Annotated in this window: 14 protein-coding genes and 1 tRNA gene; 10 read left to right on the plus strand and 5 right to left on the minus strand. The window is 68.4% G+C overall.

What is annotated here, in order from left to right; all coding sequences use genetic code 11:
- The 3 genes from gltB to PMI01_RS00465 form a co-directional block, all read right to left on the minus strand.
- On the minus strand, positions 1 to 4,510 hold a 4,510-nt coding region (gltB, locus tag PMI01_RS00455; protein ID WP_007661590.1), incomplete at its 3' end, for a glutamate synthase large subunit.
- The gene (locus PMI01_RS00460) at positions 4,507 to 4,896 is read right to left on the minus strand and encodes a hypothetical protein (protein ID WP_007661591.1); all 390 of its coding nucleotides are present in this window, start codon (positions 4,894 to 4,896) and stop codon (positions 4,507 to 4,509) included. The genes gltB and PMI01_RS00460, both read right to left, overlap by 4 nt.
- A gap of 6 nt (positions 4,897 to 4,902) precedes the next feature.
- The gene (locus tag PMI01_RS00465) at positions 4,903 to 6,348 is read right to left on the minus strand and encodes an NAD(P)-dependent oxidoreductase (RefSeq protein ID WP_007661592.1); all 1,446 of its coding nucleotides are present in this window, start codon (positions 6,346 to 6,348) and stop codon (positions 4,903 to 4,905) included.
- A 248-nt stretch (positions 6,349 to 6,596) separates the two neighbouring features.
- On the opposite strand from PMI01_RS00465, the gene PMI01_RS00470 reads away from it, so the two are divergent.
- Positions 6,597 to 7,406: an undecaprenyl-diphosphate phosphatase gene (locus PMI01_RS00470; RefSeq protein WP_007661593.1), complete on the plus strand. Its 810-nt coding sequence runs from the start codon at positions 6,597 to 6,599 to the stop codon at positions 7,404 to 7,406.
- A 176-nt stretch (positions 7,407 to 7,582) separates the two neighbouring features.
- On the opposite strand, the gene PMI01_RS00475 is transcribed toward PMI01_RS00470, so the two are convergent.
- Positions 7,583 to 8,551: a complex I NDUFA9 subunit family protein gene (locus tag PMI01_RS00475; RefSeq protein ID WP_007661594.1), complete on the minus strand. Its 969-nt coding sequence runs from the start codon at positions 8,549 to 8,551 to the stop codon at positions 7,583 to 7,585.
- Positions 8,552 to 8,695: 144 nt separating this feature from the next.
- Between PMI01_RS00475 and PMI01_RS00480 the strand changes: the two genes are divergently transcribed.
- The 9 genes from PMI01_RS00480 (at position 8,696) to PMI01_RS00520 (ending at position 15,260) form a co-directional block, all read left to right on the plus strand.
- Positions 8,696 to 8,782, plus strand: a tRNA-Leu gene (locus PMI01_RS00480).
- A 187-nt stretch (positions 8,783 to 8,969) separates the two neighbouring features.
- Positions 8,970 to 9,587, plus strand: a complete 618-nt coding sequence (locus PMI01_RS00485; RefSeq protein ID WP_007661595.1) for a ribonuclease D — start codon at positions 8,970 to 8,972, stop codon at positions 9,585 to 9,587.
- Positions 9,588 to 9,597: 10 nt separating this feature from the next.
- Positions 9,598 to 10,236 carry an LPS export ABC transporter periplasmic protein LptC gene (gene lptC / locus PMI01_RS00490; RefSeq protein WP_007661597.1) on the plus strand — a complete coding sequence of 213 codons (639 nt, stop codon included), beginning with the start codon at positions 9,598 to 9,600 and terminating at the stop codon, positions 10,234 to 10,236.
- 15 nt (positions 10,237 to 10,251) lie between these two features.
- Entirely contained in the window at positions 10,252 to 10,839 is a 588-nt protein-coding gene (locus PMI01_RS00495; protein WP_007661599.1) for an LptA/OstA family protein, read from the plus strand.
- An 18-nt stretch (positions 10,840 to 10,857) separates the two neighbouring features.
- Positions 10,858 to 11,613, plus strand: a complete 756-nt coding sequence (gene lptB / locus PMI01_RS00500) for an LPS export ABC transporter ATP-binding protein (protein ID WP_035033788.1) — start codon at positions 10,858 to 10,860, stop codon at positions 11,611 to 11,613.
- A gap of 232 nt (positions 11,614 to 11,845) precedes the next feature.
- On the plus strand, positions 11,846 to 13,357 hold the full coding sequence (rpoN, locus tag PMI01_RS00505; RefSeq protein ID WP_007661602.1) for an RNA polymerase factor sigma-54: 1,512 nt from the start codon (positions 11,846 to 11,848) through the stop codon (positions 13,355 to 13,357).
- Positions 13,358 to 13,412: 55 nt separating this feature from the next.
- The gene (locus PMI01_RS00510; RefSeq protein ID WP_007661605.1) at positions 13,413 to 14,024 is read left to right on the plus strand and encodes an exopolysaccharide biosynthesis protein; all 612 of its coding nucleotides are present in this window, start codon (positions 13,413 to 13,415) and stop codon (positions 14,022 to 14,024) included.
- A 51-nt stretch (positions 14,025 to 14,075) separates the two neighbouring features.
- A complete protein-coding gene (gene hpf, locus PMI01_RS00515; protein WP_007661607.1) occupies positions 14,076 to 14,708 on the plus strand; it encodes a ribosome hibernation-promoting factor, HPF/YfiA family in 633 nt (210 codons plus the stop codon).
- 81 nt (positions 14,709 to 14,789) lie between these two features.
- The gene (locus tag PMI01_RS00520; protein WP_007661609.1) at positions 14,790 to 15,260 is read left to right on the plus strand and encodes a PTS sugar transporter subunit IIA; all 471 of its coding nucleotides are present in this window, start codon (positions 14,790 to 14,792) and stop codon (positions 15,258 to 15,260) included.
- 129 nt (positions 15,261 to 15,389) lie between these two features.
- Here PMI01_RS00520 and PMI01_RS00525 read toward each other — a convergent pair whose 3' ends face one another.
- The gene (locus PMI01_RS00525) at positions 15,390 to 15,656 is read right to left on the minus strand and encodes a DUF1150 family protein (protein ID WP_007661612.1); all 267 of its coding nucleotides are present in this window, start codon (positions 15,654 to 15,656) and stop codon (positions 15,390 to 15,392) included.
- Between the last annotated feature and the right edge of the window lie 55 nt (positions 15,657 to 15,711).

Genomic DNA, 15,711 nt, shown 5'->3' on the forward strand with positions numbered 1-15,711 from the left:
GCGGCTGCGGCAGCCGCGAGACCATCTCCTTGGGGCAGACCTGCCAGAACAGGTCCCGCACCCGGTCCCAGTCGCGCAGCAGGCTCTCGGCGAACACCGAGTCGGTCTCGCGGGCGTGTTCGGCCACCAGCGACCGCAGCACGCCTTCCCAATAGGGCGAGGCCAGGCGTTGGACGACGATGCTGTCGGGGTTGATGTTGGCCTCGAACCGGCCGTGCTGGTCGAACACGAAGGCCATGCCGCCGGTCATGCCGGCCCCGAAGTTGCCGCCCGTCGGGCCGAGGATCACCACCTGGCCGCCGGTCATGTACTCGCAGCCGTTCGTGCCGCAGCCCTCGACCACCGTGGTGGCCCCGGAGTTGCGGACCGCGAAGCGCTCGCCGGCCTGGCCGGCCGCGAACAGCCGCCCGGCCGTCGCCCCGAACAGCACGGTGTTGCCGATCAGGGTGTTGGTCTCGGGGGCGGCCAGGCCGCGGGCCGGCTTGATGACGATCGTCGCGCCCGACAGGCCCTTGCCGACATAGTCGTTGGCCTCGCCGGTCAGCTCGATGCGCAGGCCCTGGACCGCGAAGGCCCCCAGGCTCTGGCCGGCCGAGCCCTTGAGCTGGACGGTCAGGTGGCCGGCGGGCAGGCCCTTCATGCCGAACTTGCGGACGATGTGGCTGGAGGTCCGTGAGCCGATCGAGCGGGCGGTGCTGCGGACCGTATAGGTCAGCTGCATCTTCTCGCCACGCTCCAGCAGGGGCGCGGCGTCGCGGACGATCTGGGCGTCCAGGGTGTCGGGCACCGCGTTGCGGCCGCCCTCGACGGTGCAGTAGGGCTTGTTGTGGCCGGGGTCGGCGCGGACCAGCAGCGGGTTGAGGTCGAGGTCGTCCAGGTGCTCGCCGCCCCGGCTGACCTGGGCCAGCAGGTCGGTGCGGCCGACGATCTCCAGCAGGCTCTTGAAGCCCAGGCCGGCCAGGATCTCGCGGACCTCTTCGGCCACGAAGCTGAACAGGTTGATGACCTTTTCCGGCGTGCCGGTGAACTTGGCGCGCAGGTCTTCGTCCTGGGTGCAGACCCCCACCGGGCAGGTGTTGGAATGGCACTGGCGGACCATGATGCAGCCCATGGCGACCAGCGACGCCGTGCCGATGCCGAACTCCTCGGCCCCCAGCATGGCGGCGATGACCACGTCGCGGCCGGTGCGGATGCCGCCGTCCGTGCGCAGCACCACCGAGTGGCGCAGGTTGTTGAGGGTCAGCACCTGGTTGGCTTCCGACAGGCCCATTTCCCACGGACCGCCGGCGTACTTGACCGAGGTCTGCGACGAGGCGCCGGTGCCGCCGACATTGCCGGCCACCAGGATGACGTCGGCCTTGGCCTTGGCCACGCCGGCGGCGATCGCGCCGATGCCGGTGGCGGCGACCAGCTTCACCGTGACCCGGGCGATCGGGTTGATCTGCTTCAGGTCATAGATGAGCTGGGCCAGGTCCTCGATCGAATAGATGTCGTGGTGCGGCGGCGGGCTGATCAGCATGACGCCGGGCGTCGCGTGGCGCAGGCGCGCGATCATCTCGGTGACCTTGAAGCCGGGCAGCTGGCCGCCCTCGCCGGGCTTGGCGCCCTGGGCGACCTTGATCTCGATCTCGCGGCACTGGTTCAGATATTCGGCGGTGACGCCGAACCGCCCCGAGGCCACCTGCTTGATGGCGCTGTTGGGGTTGTCGCCGTTCGGCAGCGGCTTGTAGCGGGCCGAGTCCTCGCCGCCCTCGCCCGACACCGACTTGGCGCCGATCCGGTTCATGGCGATGTTCAGCACGCCGTGCGCCTCGGGGCCCAGGGCGCCCAGGCTCATGCCCGGCGTGACGAAGCGCTTGCGGATCTCGTTGACGCTCTCGACGTCGTCGGTCGAGATCGGGTTGCGGTCCGAGCGCCAGTCCAGCAGGTCGCGCAGCTGGATCGGCTTCTGGGTGCGCAGGCCGTTGGACCAGCGGCGATACAGCTCGTAGTCGCCGGTGTCGCAGGCGCTCTGCAGGGTGTGGATCAGCCGCGCCTCGAAGGCGTGGCTCTCGCCCGAGCGGCGCAGCTTGTAGAGGCCGCCGACCGGCAGGGTGACGGCCGCCGGGCCCCAGGCCTTGCGGTGCAGCTCGACCGCCTTGCTCTCCAGACCGGCCAGGCCGATGCCCGAGATTCGCGACGGCATGCCGGGGAAGAACTCGGCGGCCAGGGCGCGCGACAGGCCGACGGCTTCGAAATTGTAGCCGCCGCGGTACGAGGAGATGACGCTGATGCCCATCTTGGAGATGATCTTCAGCAGCCCGCCCTCGATGGCGGTCTTGAAGTTGATGCAGACGTCGCGCAGCGACTTGTCGCCGACCAGGCCGCGCTCCAGGCGGTCCTGGAAGCTCTCCTGGGCCAGGTAGGCGTTGACCGCCGTCGCGCCCACACCGACCAGCACCGCGAAATAGTGGGTGTCGAGGCACTCGGCCGAGCGGACGATGATCGAGACGTAGGAGCGCAGCCCCTTGCCGACCAGGTGGGCGTGGACGCCGCCGGTGGCGAGGATCATCGGCAGGGCGACGCGGTCGGCCTGCGAGCCCTCGTCGGTCAGGACGATGGCCCCGCAGCCGCGCAGCACGGCGTCCTCGGCCTCGGCGCGGATGCGGTCGAGGTTGGCGCGCAGGGCGTCGCCGGGACGGGCCTCCTGGGCCGGCAGCGGCATGGTGCAGTCGATGACCACCACGCTCTTCTCGCCCAGCAGGCCGTGGATGCGCTCGTACATGCCGGTGGTCAGCACCGGGCTTTCCAGCACGTAGACGTCGGCTTGGGCCGCGTCCTGCGCCAGGATGTTGCCGAGGTTCTTGAACCGGGTCTTCAGGCTCATGACGCCGGTCTCCCGCAGGGGGTCGATCGGCGGGTTGGTCACCTGGCTGAAGTTCTGGCGGAAGAAGTGGCTCAGCGGCCGGTACTTTTCCGACAGCACGGCCAGGGGCGCGTCGTCGCCCATCGAGCCGACGGCTTCCTTGCCCTCCTCGACCATCGGGGCCAGGACCATTTCCAGGTCCTCCAGCGAGAAGCCGGCGGCGGCCTGGCGGCGGGTCAGCTCCTCGCGGCCGTACCGGCGCGGCTCGGGGCCGGGGCCGATCTCCTTTTCGAGATCGACCATGTTGCCCAGCCAGTCGGTATAGGGGTGGCGGCCGGCCAGTTCGTCGATGATGGCGTCTTCGCCGTAGAGCTTGCCCTCGGCCAGGTCGATGGCGATCATCCGGCCGGGCGAGATCGCCAGCTTGCGGGTGATGCGGCTTTCCTCGACGCCGCACATGCCCGCTTCCGAACCCATGATCACCAGGCCGTCGTCGGTATAGGCCACGCGCAGCGGCCGCAGGCCCGAGCGGTCCTTGCCGGCCACCACCCAGCGGCCGTCGGTGGCGCACAGGGCGGCCGGGCCGTCCCACGGCTCCATCACCGCGTTGCAGTAGCTGTAGAGGGCCTTGTGGGCCGGCTTCATGTGCGGGCTGTTGGCTTCCGGCACCAGCAGAGCCTTGGCCATCGGCGCGTCGCGGCCGGCCCGGACCAGCACCTCGAAGGTGTTGTCCAGGTTGGCGCTGTCCGAGCCACCCGGCTGGATCACCGGCTTCACGTCGTCCCCGAACTCGCCGAAGGCGTCGGCCGCCATCTTGATCTCGTGGGACTTCATCCAGTTGATGTTGCCCTTGATGGTGTTGATCTCACCATTGTGGGCCAGCATCCGGAACGGCTGGGCCAGGCGCCATTCGGGGAAGGTGTTGGTCGAATAGCGCTGGTGGAAGATCGCCACCGCGGCGCTGAAGCGCTCGTCCTTGAGGTCCGGATAGAACTCGTCGATGTGCTCGGCCAGGAACATGCCCTTGTAGATCAGGGACTTGGCGGAGAACGAGCACAGGTAGAAGCCCGACAGGTTCTGGGCGTGGACGCGCTTTTCGATGCGCTTGCGGCACAGGAACAGGGCGCGTTCCAGCGCCTCGCCCTCCAGGCCGGCCGGGGCGGCCAGCATGATCTGCTCGATCTCGGGGCGGGTGGCGTTGGCCTTCTCGCCGATCACCGAGGTGTCGACCGGCACCTGCCGCCAGCCATAGATGTAGAAGCCGAACCGCAGGGCCTCGGCCTCGACGATCGTACGGCAGGCTTCCTGGGCGCCCAGGTCGGTGCGCGGCAGGAACACCTGGCCGACGGCGATCGGGCCCTGGCGCAGGGCGTGGCCGGTGCGGCGCACCTGGTCGACGAAGAAGTCCTGCGGCACGCTGACCAGCACGCCGGCCCCGTCGCCGGTCTTGCCGTCGGCGTCGACCGCGCCCCGGTGCCACAGAGCCTTCAGGGCCTTGATCGCCAGCTCGACCACTTCGCGACGCGGCTGGCCGTCGATGGCGCAGACCAGGCCGACGCCGCACGCGTCGCGCTCGGTCGACGGGTCGTAGGCGTGACCCTCGATCAGGGCCTGACGGTTCTTCAGATAGAGTTCGGTCTGGGTCGGAACGGTCTTGTCGGTCATCGCGGGGCCCTCAATCGGGTCGGCCAGCCGACGCGGACCAGGGTCTGGTCAGGGTCGGACAGGGAAAATTCGTACATGCCCCAGGGCTTGTCCCCGGGACCGTGCTTCTCGATCGTCTCGCCGACGAAGTTGGCGGCCAGTTCGTCGATGTTCTCGGCGTAGAGATAGAGGCCGAAGGGGTTGTGGCCCGGGACCAGCCAACCCTCGACGGCGTTGGTCAGGTGCAGGAAGCCGCCCTGGCCGTTGGCCAGCATGCGGTAGCCTTCGTGCGCGCCCCTCTCCTCCTCCGGCTGGACGAAGCCCAGCCGCGCGTAGAACGCCTCGGACACGTCGAGGTCGTTGCACGGCAGGATCGCCGTCAGGGTCCCGGAGGGCGAGGCGGGCATCGCGCCCTACTCCGCCGCGATCAAGGTCGAGGCGACCTTGGCCTGCAGGTAGCGGCCGATGGCGTCGGCCGCGTCGCGGCCGTCCTTGATCGCCCAGACCACCAGCGAGGCGCCGCGCACGATGTCGCCGGCCGCGAACACGCCGTCCAGATTGGTCATCTGGTGGCGGACGTCGGCCTTGACCGTGCCCCAGCGGGTGGTCTTCAGGTCGGGCGCGCCAAACAGTTCGGGCAGGTTCTCGGGCTCGAAGCCCAGGGCCTTGACCACCAGCTGGGCCGGACGGTCGAAGTCACCGCCGTCGATCTCTTCCGGGGTCTGGCGGCCGGAGGCGTCCGGGGCGCCCAGGCGCATGCGGATCGAGCGCACGCCGGTGACGCCGGTCGCCTCGCCCATCACCGCGCGCGGCGCGGCCAGCCATTCGAAGATCACGCCCTCTTCCTCGGCGTTGGCCACTTCGCGCAGCGAGCCGGGCATGTTGGCCTTGTCGCGGCGATAGAGGCAGGTAACCGAGGTGGCGCCCTGGCGGACGGCGGTGCGCACGCAGTCCATGGCGGTGTCGCCGCCGCCGACCACGACCACGTCCTTGCCGGCCGCGTTGAGCACGCCGCTGTCGTATTCGGGGACGCTGTCGCCCAGGCCGACGCGGTTGGAGGCGATCAGGTAGTCGAGCGCCGGCGTCACGCCCTCGCTGCCGGCCCCAGGGACGGTCATTTCGCGGGCCGCGTAGACGCCGGTGGCGATCAGTACGGCGTCGTGCCGGTCGCGCAGGTCCTGCAAGGACGCGTCGCGGCCGACCTCGAAGCCCAGCTTGAACGCCACGCCGCCGTCGGCCAGGCGCTGGGTGCGGCGCTCGACCACGTCCTTTTCCAGCTTGAAGCCGGGGATGCCGTAGATCAGCAGGCCGCCGGCCCGGTCGTGGCGATCGTAGACGGTGACGTCGTAGCCGTCCTCGCGCAGCATCTCGGCCGCCGACAGGCCGGCCGGCCCGGCGCCGATGATCCCCACCGACTGGCCGCGGTCCGGACCGGCCGCCAGCGGCTTCACCCAGCCCATCTCCCAGGCCTTGTCGGTCAGGTAGCGTTCGACCGAGCCGATCGTCACCGTTCCGTGACCCGACTGCTCTATGACGCAGTTGCCTTCGCAGAGGCGGTCCTGCGGGCAGATTCTACCGCAGACCTCGGGCATGGAATTGGTGGCTTGCGACAGCTGGTAGGCTTCTTCCAGCCGGCCTTCGGCGGTCATCCGCAGCCAGTCGGGGATGTTGTTGTGCAGCGGGCAGTGGGTCTGGCAGAACGGCACGCCGCATTGCGAGCAACGCGAGGCCTGCTCGGTGGCCTTGGCGTCGATGAAGTCGGCGTAGATCTCGTGGAAGTCGCCGTTGCGCGCCTCGGCCGCCCGCTTTTCGGGCGTCTTGCGGGCGACAGTCGTGAATTTCAGCATGCGCTCGGCCATGCGACTTCCCTCGTCCCCGCTTCCGGGGAAAAATTTGCGTGCGAGGGCCTCATACGGACTCTCAGCGGCAAGAAGAATGCGTCGGTCAAATTTGTGGACAAATATATCCGTGATGGCGACAGGGTCATTGCGAACGACTCTCAGCAATGCCTTATAATGGTCCACTTTATGGATAAACCGATTGTTTACCGTGTCGGGCGCACGCCCGGCGCCAAGCTTTTGCAGGCCTTGAGCCTAGAGGAATGACGATGCCGGATTGGCTGATCGCGATCGTGCTGGGCCTGGTCGAAGGCCTGACGGAGTTCATCCCCGTCTCCTCGACGGGCCACCTGTTGCTGACCAAGATCGCCCTGGGCCTGACCGATCCGACCTGGGACACCTTCATCGTGCTGATCCAGCTGGGCGCGGTGCTGGCCGTGGTCGCCCTCTATTTCCAGCGCCTGTGGGCGGTGGTGGTCGGCCTGCCGACCAAGCCCGAGGCCCGCCGCTTCGCGCTCAGCGTGATCATCGGCTGCATCCCCGCCTTCGTCGCCGGTCTGGCCCTGCACGGGGTGATCAAGCACTTCTTCGAGAACCCGTTCCTGCCGCAGGTGATCTGCGTGTCGCTGATCGTCGGCGGGGTGATCCTGCTGGTCGTCGACAAGAAGGCTCCGCCGGCCCGCGAGCACGACGGCATGGCGCTGAGCCTGAAGACCGCCTTGCTGATCGGCCTGTTCCAGTGCCTGTCGCTGGTTCCCGGCGTCTCGCGCTCGGGCTCTACCATCGTCGGCTCGATGCTGCTGGGGGTCGAGCGCAAGGCCGCGGCCGAGTTCTCGTTCTTCATGGCCATCCCGATCATGGTCGGGGCCTTCGCCCTGGACCTGCTCAAGAGCTACGACCAGATCGACGCCAGCCACGCCGGGACCATCGCCATCGGCTTCGTGGTGTCGTTCCTGTCGGGCCTGGTGGTGGTGAAGACCATGATCGGCTTCATCGGCAAGCGCGGCTTCACCCCGTTCGCCTGGTGGCGGATCGTGGTCGGGGTGATCGGCCTGGGGCTGATCTACATCCCGCGCTGACTTTCCTTTCCCTCTCCCCTTGCGGGAGAGGGTGGCCTCCGAAGGAGGTCGGGTGAGGGGTCGATAGACGCAAGACGCCGCGACAGCCGAAAAGGCCGGTCGCGGCGTTTGTCGTTTGAGAGACCCCTCATCCGGCGGCTACGCCGCCACCTTCTCCCGCAAGGGGAGAAGGAAGACTAGAACGCCCCCGCCGGGACGTCGGCGTACTGGCCGCCCTTGCGGTAACGGTAGAGGTAGGACGGGACGATCGCCTCGACGGCGGTCGGGACCACGCCGGCCTCGGCCAGGCCCGGCAGGCCGTTGTCGGCGACATTGTCGGCCTTCAGCGACTCGACCTGGTCCGAGGTCAGCGGCGGGGCCAGGGGCACGACGGCGGCGAAGACGTCGCCCAGCTTGCCGATCAGCGAGGCGGCGAACCACGGCAGCGGGACCAGCAGGCGATTGCGGCCGGTCTCGCGCAGGATCATCTCCAGCAGCGCCTTGAAGCTGTAGACGGTCGGGCCGCCCAGCTCGTAGGTCAGGCCCTCGGCGGACGGGCTGGCGACGGCCTTGGCCACCACCGCGGCCACGTCGCCGACGAACACCGGCTGGAATTTCGTCTCGCCGCCGCCGATCAGCGGCAGGGCGGGGAACACGCCGGCCATTTCGCCGAACTTGTTGAAGAACTTGTCGTCGGCCCCGAACACCACCGACGGCCGCAGGATCACCGCGCCGGGGAAGGCCTCGCGCACGGCGGCCTCGCCCATGGCCTTGGTGCGGGCGTATTTCGACGGCGACTGCAGGTCGGCGCCGAGGGCCGAGATGTGCACCAGCCGCTTGACGCCGGCGGCCTTGGCCTGTTCGGCCACGGTCCGGGCGCCCATGGCGTGCAGGGCCTGGAATTTCTGGCGGCCGGTCTCCCACAGCACGCCGACCAGGTTGACGGCGCCCTCCGCGCCTTGCAGCGCCCGGGCCACCGAGGGGGCGTTGCGGAGGTTGGCCTGCACGACCTCGATCTGGCCGACATCGCCGAGCATGCGCATCTTGTAGGCGAGGTTGGGCTGGCGCACCGCGACGCGGACGCGATAGCCCGCCCTGGCGAGCGCCCGAACGACCTGGCCGCCGACGAAGCCGGAGCCGCCGAACACCGTGACCAGACCTTGCATAATCTACCTCATCCTAAAGCCGTGAGCCGGGGGATAGACGAGCCGGCGACCAATCGCAACGAAATGCGCAACTTGGCGATTGACGTGGCCAGAACCATTGCATAAACGTCCCGGCCTCGCGGCGATCCACGGATTGCCCCGCAGGCCCAGGTGGCGGAATTGGTAGACGCGCTGGCTTCAGGTGCCAGTGACTGAAAGGTCGTGGAGGTTCGAGTCCTCTCCTGGGCACCACCCCCTACCAACCCTCGAAAGAGGGTCGGGGTGGAGCCACCCGGTGTCCCGCTGATCGGGCGTTCCGGGCAGGCTATCCTTGCGATAGATATCCTGTTCATCCAGCATATAGTGTCGGCGCCCCATTTTGGCGTGTCGGGAATTCGGACGTCCGTGCGACGAGACCGAGGCGCGGAGACGAAGAGACTTGGCTAATTTCCTGCATGAAGGCGACCTGCCCGACGGCGTCTTCGCCGGCGCGACCGCCATCGCCATCGATTCCGAGACCATGGGCCTGCGCCTGGGCCGCGACCCGCTGTGCGTGGTGCAGCTGTCGTCCGGCGACGGCGACGCCCACGTCGTGCGCCTGGACCGTTCGGCCTATGACGCGCCCAACCTCAAGCGCCTGCTGACCGACCCGGCCGTGGTGAAGCTTTTCCACTTCGGCCGCTTCGATATTGCCATGTTCCTGTTGCATCTGGGTGTCATGACCGCCCCGGTGTACTGCACCAAGATCGCTTCGAAGCTGGCCCGCACCTATACCGACCGCCACGGCCTGAAGGACGTGACGCGCGAACTGATCGGCGTCGAACTGTCCAAGGTCCAGCAGAGCTCGGACTGGGGCGCGGCGACGCTGTCGCCCGAACAGCTGGCCTATGCGGCGTCCGACGTGCTGCATCTCCACGCCCTGCGCGAACGCCTGAACGGCATGCTGGTCCGCGAAGGCCGCATGGAACTGGCCAACGCCGCCTTCGACTATCTTCCCCATCGCGCCGCCCTCGACCTGGCCGGCTGGGAAGACGTCGACATCTTCGCCCACAGCTGAAGGGCCACGGATGACCACCCTGGACGCGGATCGTGGCGGCTATAGGCGGGACTTGCGCCGCTGGCGCCGCCGCTCGCGCCGCGTCCGCCTGGCGCGCGTCGTGCTGCCGCTGGCGATGGTCGCGATCCTGGCCTCGGTCGGCGGCCAGGTCGTCTGGCGCAGCGTCACCGCCGGCGACCGGCGACCGGCCGAGAACAAGGCGCAGATCCGGATGATCACGCCGCGGTTCTACGGCCAGTCCAGCGACGGCCGCCCCTTCATCATCACCGCCCGCTCGGCGGTGCGCGACGAAGCCGACCTCAAGCGGGTGTTCCTCGACGCCCCGACCCTGACCCTGGGCGTCGGCAGCCCCGCCCCGACGCGATCGACCGCCGACCGCGGCATCTATCGCGAGGACACGCTGAAACTGCAGCTGTTCGGCAATGTGCGCATGGACGACGGGGCCGGCTACCGCTTCGCCTCGAACGAGGCGATGGTCGACACCCGCACCGGTAACATCACCGGTGAAACCACGCTTCAAGGCGAAGGCCCAACTGGACAGGTGCAATCCAACGCCTACTCCGTATATGACAAGGGTGATCGCATCATCTTCCGGGGTGGCGTGAAGACACGGATTGACCGGAAGACCGGCGAGTCGGTCCAAGAATAGATGAGGACGCGGTTGATGAATCGATGGATGGCGCCGGCGGCGATCGCCCTCAGCCTCTTGGGCGGCCAGGCTCTGGCGCGGCAAGCCACGCCGGCTAGCGCCAACAACTCCAGCGCGCCCGTGGACATCTCCGCCGACGAGCAGGAGGTCATCACCAGCCAGTGCAAGACCATCTTCCGCGGCGCGGTCGAGGTCCTGCAGGACAAGGCCCGCATGCGCGCCAACGTGATGACGGTCTATAACCGGCGCAAGACGCCCGGCAAGACCTCGTCCAACAGCCCCGGCGCGCCGGGCGGCGGCAACGACTGCGGCGACGTCGACCGGGTCGAGGCCGACGGCAACGTCTTCTACGTCACGCCGGAACAGACCGTGCGCGGCGACCACGCGGTCTATGACTACGGGACCGACACCGTCGTCGTCACCGGCGACGTGGTGGCCGTCCAGGGCCAGGACGTCGCCCGCGGCGACCGCATGACCATCAAGACCAAGACCAACGACGTGAAGATGGAATCCAACGCCACGGGGCGCGGCAAGCCCCGGGTGCGCGCGGTGCTCTATCCCGACCAGAACAAAGACAAGAAGCCCGCCGCCGGCAAGCCGTAGGATCCCATGGCGTTTTCAATGCAATCCCTGCGGGCCGACAGGAACGGCGACGGCCTGTTCGTCGACGCGATCGGCAAGTCGTTCGGCGATCGTCCGGTCGTCAAGAGCGTGTCGCTGAGCCTCAAGCGCGGCGAGGTCGCCGGCCTGCTGGGTCCCAACGGGGCCGGCAAGACCACCTGCTTCTACATGATCACCGGCCTGGTCGCCGCCGACTACGGCTCGATCTATCTGGACGGCGAAGACATCACCGGCCAGCCGATGTTCCAGCGCGCCCGCATGGGCGTCGGCTACCTGCCGCAGGAAGCCTCGATCTTCCGGGGCATGACGGTCGAGCAGAACGTCATGGCCGTGGTCGAGATGCGCCAGAAGAGCCAGCGCAAGGCCCGCGAGCAGGTGACCGGCATCCTGGAAGAGCTGCGCATCACCCACATCCGCAAGTCGCCGGCCGTCGCCCTGTCGGGCGGCGAGCGCCGGCGGGTGGAAATCGCCCGCGCCCTGGCCAGCGAACCGTCGTTCATGCTGCTGGACGAACCCTTCGCCGGCATCGACCCCCTGGCCATCGCCGACATCCGCGAGGTGATCGGCTATCTGCGGGGTCGCGGCATCGGCATCCTGATCACCGACCACAACGTGCGCGAAACGCTGGACATCATCGACCGCGCCTCGATCATCCACGCCGGCGAGGTGCTGTTCGAGGGCTCGCCGCAGGAGATCGTCGACAATCCGGAAGTGCGCCGCGTTTACCTGGGCGACAGTTTCGCCGAGCGGGCCTAGGTCTTTTTACGGTCCGCGCCCGGCCCCGCCGGCGCGGACCGCGATCCCGCGCGGGTCGCGACCCGACCAAACCCCTGCCTGAACAGGGTTTGAGACACCTCCAAAAGAAAAATTCCCAGTTCTTGGGACGGATGGTCGCGGCGGCACGCTTTTTGCTGACGTTCGCGCCCCGTTAACCAGACTGCCCTTCAATGGCGATCGACACATGGTTCGATTTGCCCAGGAGGGCGCATTGGCTCTCGGCCACAGATTGGAGCTCCGGCAAGGCCAAGGCCTTGTCATCACGCCGCAGCTGCAGCAGGCCATCAAGCTTCTGCAACTGTCGAACCTCGAGCTCGACGCCTTCGTCGAGGCCGAGCTCGAGCGTAACCCCCTGCTCCAACGCGACGACGGCCCGGCCGAGGTCGAACGCGCGCCTGAAGACATCGAACGCCCGGCGGAAAACCTCGGCCTCGACTCGGTGTCCGACAGCGCCGCCAGCGGCCAGATGGACGCCACGCCCGACGACGTCTCGCCCGGCGAGCGCGCCACCGGCGACGGCCCAGGTTCGGATGGGGCGCAAGCCGAACAGGCCGGCGGCCAGATCGACTGGTCGCGCACGGGCGGCGGCGGCAATTTCGAGAGCGACGAGAACTATGAAGGCGCCCTGTCGCGCCCGCCGACCCTCTGCGAGCATCTGACCGAGCAACTGGGCGTGGCCGGCCTGACCGCCGCCCAGACCGTGGTGGCCGGGGTGCTGATCGACGCCGTCGACGACACCGGCTACCTGCGCGCCGACCTCGTGGAGGTGGCCACGCGCCTGGGCTGCGACCTGGCCTTCGTCGAGGGCGTGCTGACCGTGCTGCAAGGCTTCGAGCCGGCCGGCGTCATGGCCCGCGACGTGCGCGAGTGCCTGGCTCTGCAGCTGAAGGACGTCAACCGCTACGACCCCTGCATGGCCGCCCTGCTCGACAACCTCGACCTGCTGGCCCGCCGCGACATGGCAGCGCTGCGCAAGGTGTGCGGCGTCGACGACGAGGACCTGCGCGAGATGGTCGCCGAGATCCGCGCCCTGACCCCCCGTCCCGGCGCGGCCTTCCACAGCGACCCGCCCCAGACCCTGGTGCCCGACGTCCATGTCCGCGAGACCCCGGGCGGCCTGTGGCACGTGGAGCTGAACACCGACACCCTGCCCAAGGTGCTGGTCGACCAGCGCTACCACGCCCGGGTCTCCAAGGGCGCGCGGAGCGACCAGGAGAAGACCTTCGTCTCCGACTGCTTCGCCACCGCCAACTGGCTGGTCAAGAGCCTGGACCAGCGGGCCAAGACCATCCTCAAGGTGTCCAGCGAGATCGTCCGCCAGCAGGACGCCTTCCTGGCCTACGGCGTCGAGCACCTGCGGCCGCTGAACCTCAAGACCGTCGCCGACGCCATCGGCATGCACGAGAGCACGGTCAGCCGGGTGACCTCGAACAAGTACATCGCCACCCCGCGCGGGGTGTTCGAGCTGAAGTTCTTCTTCACCTCGGCCATCCAGGCCACCGAGGGCGGCGAGGCCCACTCGGCCGCCAGCGTGCGCCACAAGATCAAGGGCCTGGTCGAGGCCGAGCGCACCGAGGCCGACGTCCATTCCGACGATCGCCTGGTCGAGATCCTCAAGGAGGGCGGCGTCGACATCGCCCGCCGGACGGTGGCCAAGTACCGCGAGGCCCTGCGCATCCCGTCGTCGGTCGAACGTCGCCGGCTGATCAAGGAAACCTGCTGATCGCTTGGCCGAATGGCCGCGCTCCGCGTTCTAAGCGTGCGACCAGGGGCGCAGAATGACGATCCAAAGCCTGTCCGACGTCATCGAGAGCTTCGGCGAGGACACGCGCCCCGTGCTGACCGTCGGCCAGATGCTCGAACAGTTCGACAGCCGGGCCTTCGGGGCCATGCTGTTCGTCTTCGGCCTGCTCAACTGCCTGCCCCTGCCCCCGGGCTCCTCGACCCTGCTCAGCCTGCCGATCCTGCTGCTGGCCCCGCAGATCGCCCTGGGCCGCGAAGTCCCCTGGCTGCCGCGCAAGCTGGTCGAGCACCCGCTGAAGCGCGACGACCTGCGTGGCCTGTTCCGCAAGCTGACCCCGATCGTCCGGCGCATGGAACTGGTCACCCGGCCGCGGCTGGAGATCCTGTTCGCCCCGGCGGGCGAGCGATTGATCGGCGTGGTCTGCACGCTTCTGGCCCTGGTGCTGGTGCTGCCGATCCCGCTGGGCAACCTCGCGCCGGGCGCGACGGTGGCGGTGCTGTCCCTGGCCCTGCTGCAACGGGACGGGCTTCTGGCCCTGCTCGGCTATCTGATGGCCGCCGTCAGCGTGGGCATCCTGGTGCTCAGCGCGAGTGTCGTCGCGGCGGCCGTCGATAGGTTGCTGCACATGTTTTCGGGCCTGTTTTAAGGCGCCTCGGCAGTGCTTGACACTGGGCCGAGACGGGCGCGTTGTTAGCGCATGCAAGTCCAAATCTCCGGCAAGCATGTCGACGTTGGCGAGGCTCTGCGAGCGCGAGTCTCCGACGAAATCGCCCTGAGCATCGGCAAGTATTTTGATCGCGGCGGCGCCGCCGACGTGATCATCAGCAAGGAGGGCTACGCCTTCCGGGTCGATTGTTCGGTCAAGTTGGCTTCGGGCCAGCAGCTGATCAGCCATGGAGCGGGCGGCGACGCCCATGCGGCCTTCGACGCCGCCCTGGCCAAGATCGAGACGCGCATTCGCCGCTATAAGCGACGATTGAAGAGCCACTCGATCGCCGCCACCGCCAAACAGGCCGAAAACGCGGCGATGTACGTGCTGCGGGCCCCCGAGGGCGACGAGGCGGACGACGAGGATTGGAGCACGGGCGAGGACCACCCCGCCGGCGCGCCGTCCGCCATGATCATCGCCGAGGCCCAGGGCTCGCTGAAGATCATGACCGTTTCCATGGCGGTCATGGAACTGGACTTGACCGAGTCCCAGGCAATCGTGTTTAGGAACGCCGCCCACGACGGATTGTCGGTGGTCTACCGGCGGCCTGACGGAAATATCGGCTGGATCGACCCCGAACGCACGAAGGCGCTGAACGGGTACGGGCCAGCCGTGAGCTAACCGAACTCAAGGGCGGTTGGGGCGTTTCGGAAGGCCCGCGACGACGCGGCGACGACCGACAACGAGCGAGCTTCTAAGTCCATGACCATCGGCGATCTACTGGATTCCAGCGCGGTCACACTGCGGGTCAGCGCCGCCAACAAGCGTCAGGTTCTCGGCGTCATCGCCGACGTCGCCGGCCGGGCTTTCGGCGTCGATGTCGATGAGGCGCTCGAGGGCCTGGTGGAACGTGAAGCCGCCGGCTCGACCGGCGTCGGCCAGGGCGTGGCGATTCCGCACGCGCGCCTGTCGGGCGTCGATCGGGTCCGGGCGGTGTTCGTGCGCCTGGAGACGCCGGTGGCGTTCGGGGCCGTCGACGACAAGCCGGTGGACCTGCTGGTGGCGCTGTTCGCACCCAAGGACGCCGACTCCACCCACCTGCGGGCCCTGGCCCGGATTTCCCGGATGATGCGCCAGCCCGAACTGCGCGAGCAGCTGCGCAAGGCGCGCTCGGCCGACGCCGTGCATGTGATGCTGACCCATGCCCAGGAGAGCAAGCCGACGGCGGCTTAGGGCGCTTGCGCACTCGCCCCCTCCGGGCCTTCGGCCCTCCTCCCCCATAGGGGGAAGAGGGCTCCGCCCCCTATGGGGGCGAACAGGCGGCGAAGCCGCCAGGTGGGGGCAAGCAGCTAGCGATCAGTCTCAGTGCACCGACACCGGCGCCAGTTCGTGGGCCAGGGCCGCGGCGACGGCCGAGTCCTTATCGGTCAGCACCGCCAGGCGCGCGCCGTCAGCGCGGAACACCGCATACAGGGTCTGGTCGGGCGACAGTTCGAAATCGGTCACGTCGGCCGGAACGTCGGCCAGGATCTCCGCGGCCTTGATCGGTCGCACATAGACCAGATCGGGCGCGCCGAGCGCCGCGAAGGCCTCGGCGGTGAAGATCGGGATAGCGGGGTCAGGTGTCATAAGACCACCTCCTTCAAGAGGGAACGCCCCGCGACGCGTCTCGGTTCAGACCGCG

The organism is Caulobacter sp. AP07 (assembly GCF_000281955.1).
In the GTDB taxonomy this organism is placed as follows: domain Bacteria; phylum Pseudomonadota; class Alphaproteobacteria; order Caulobacterales; family Caulobacteraceae; genus Caulobacter.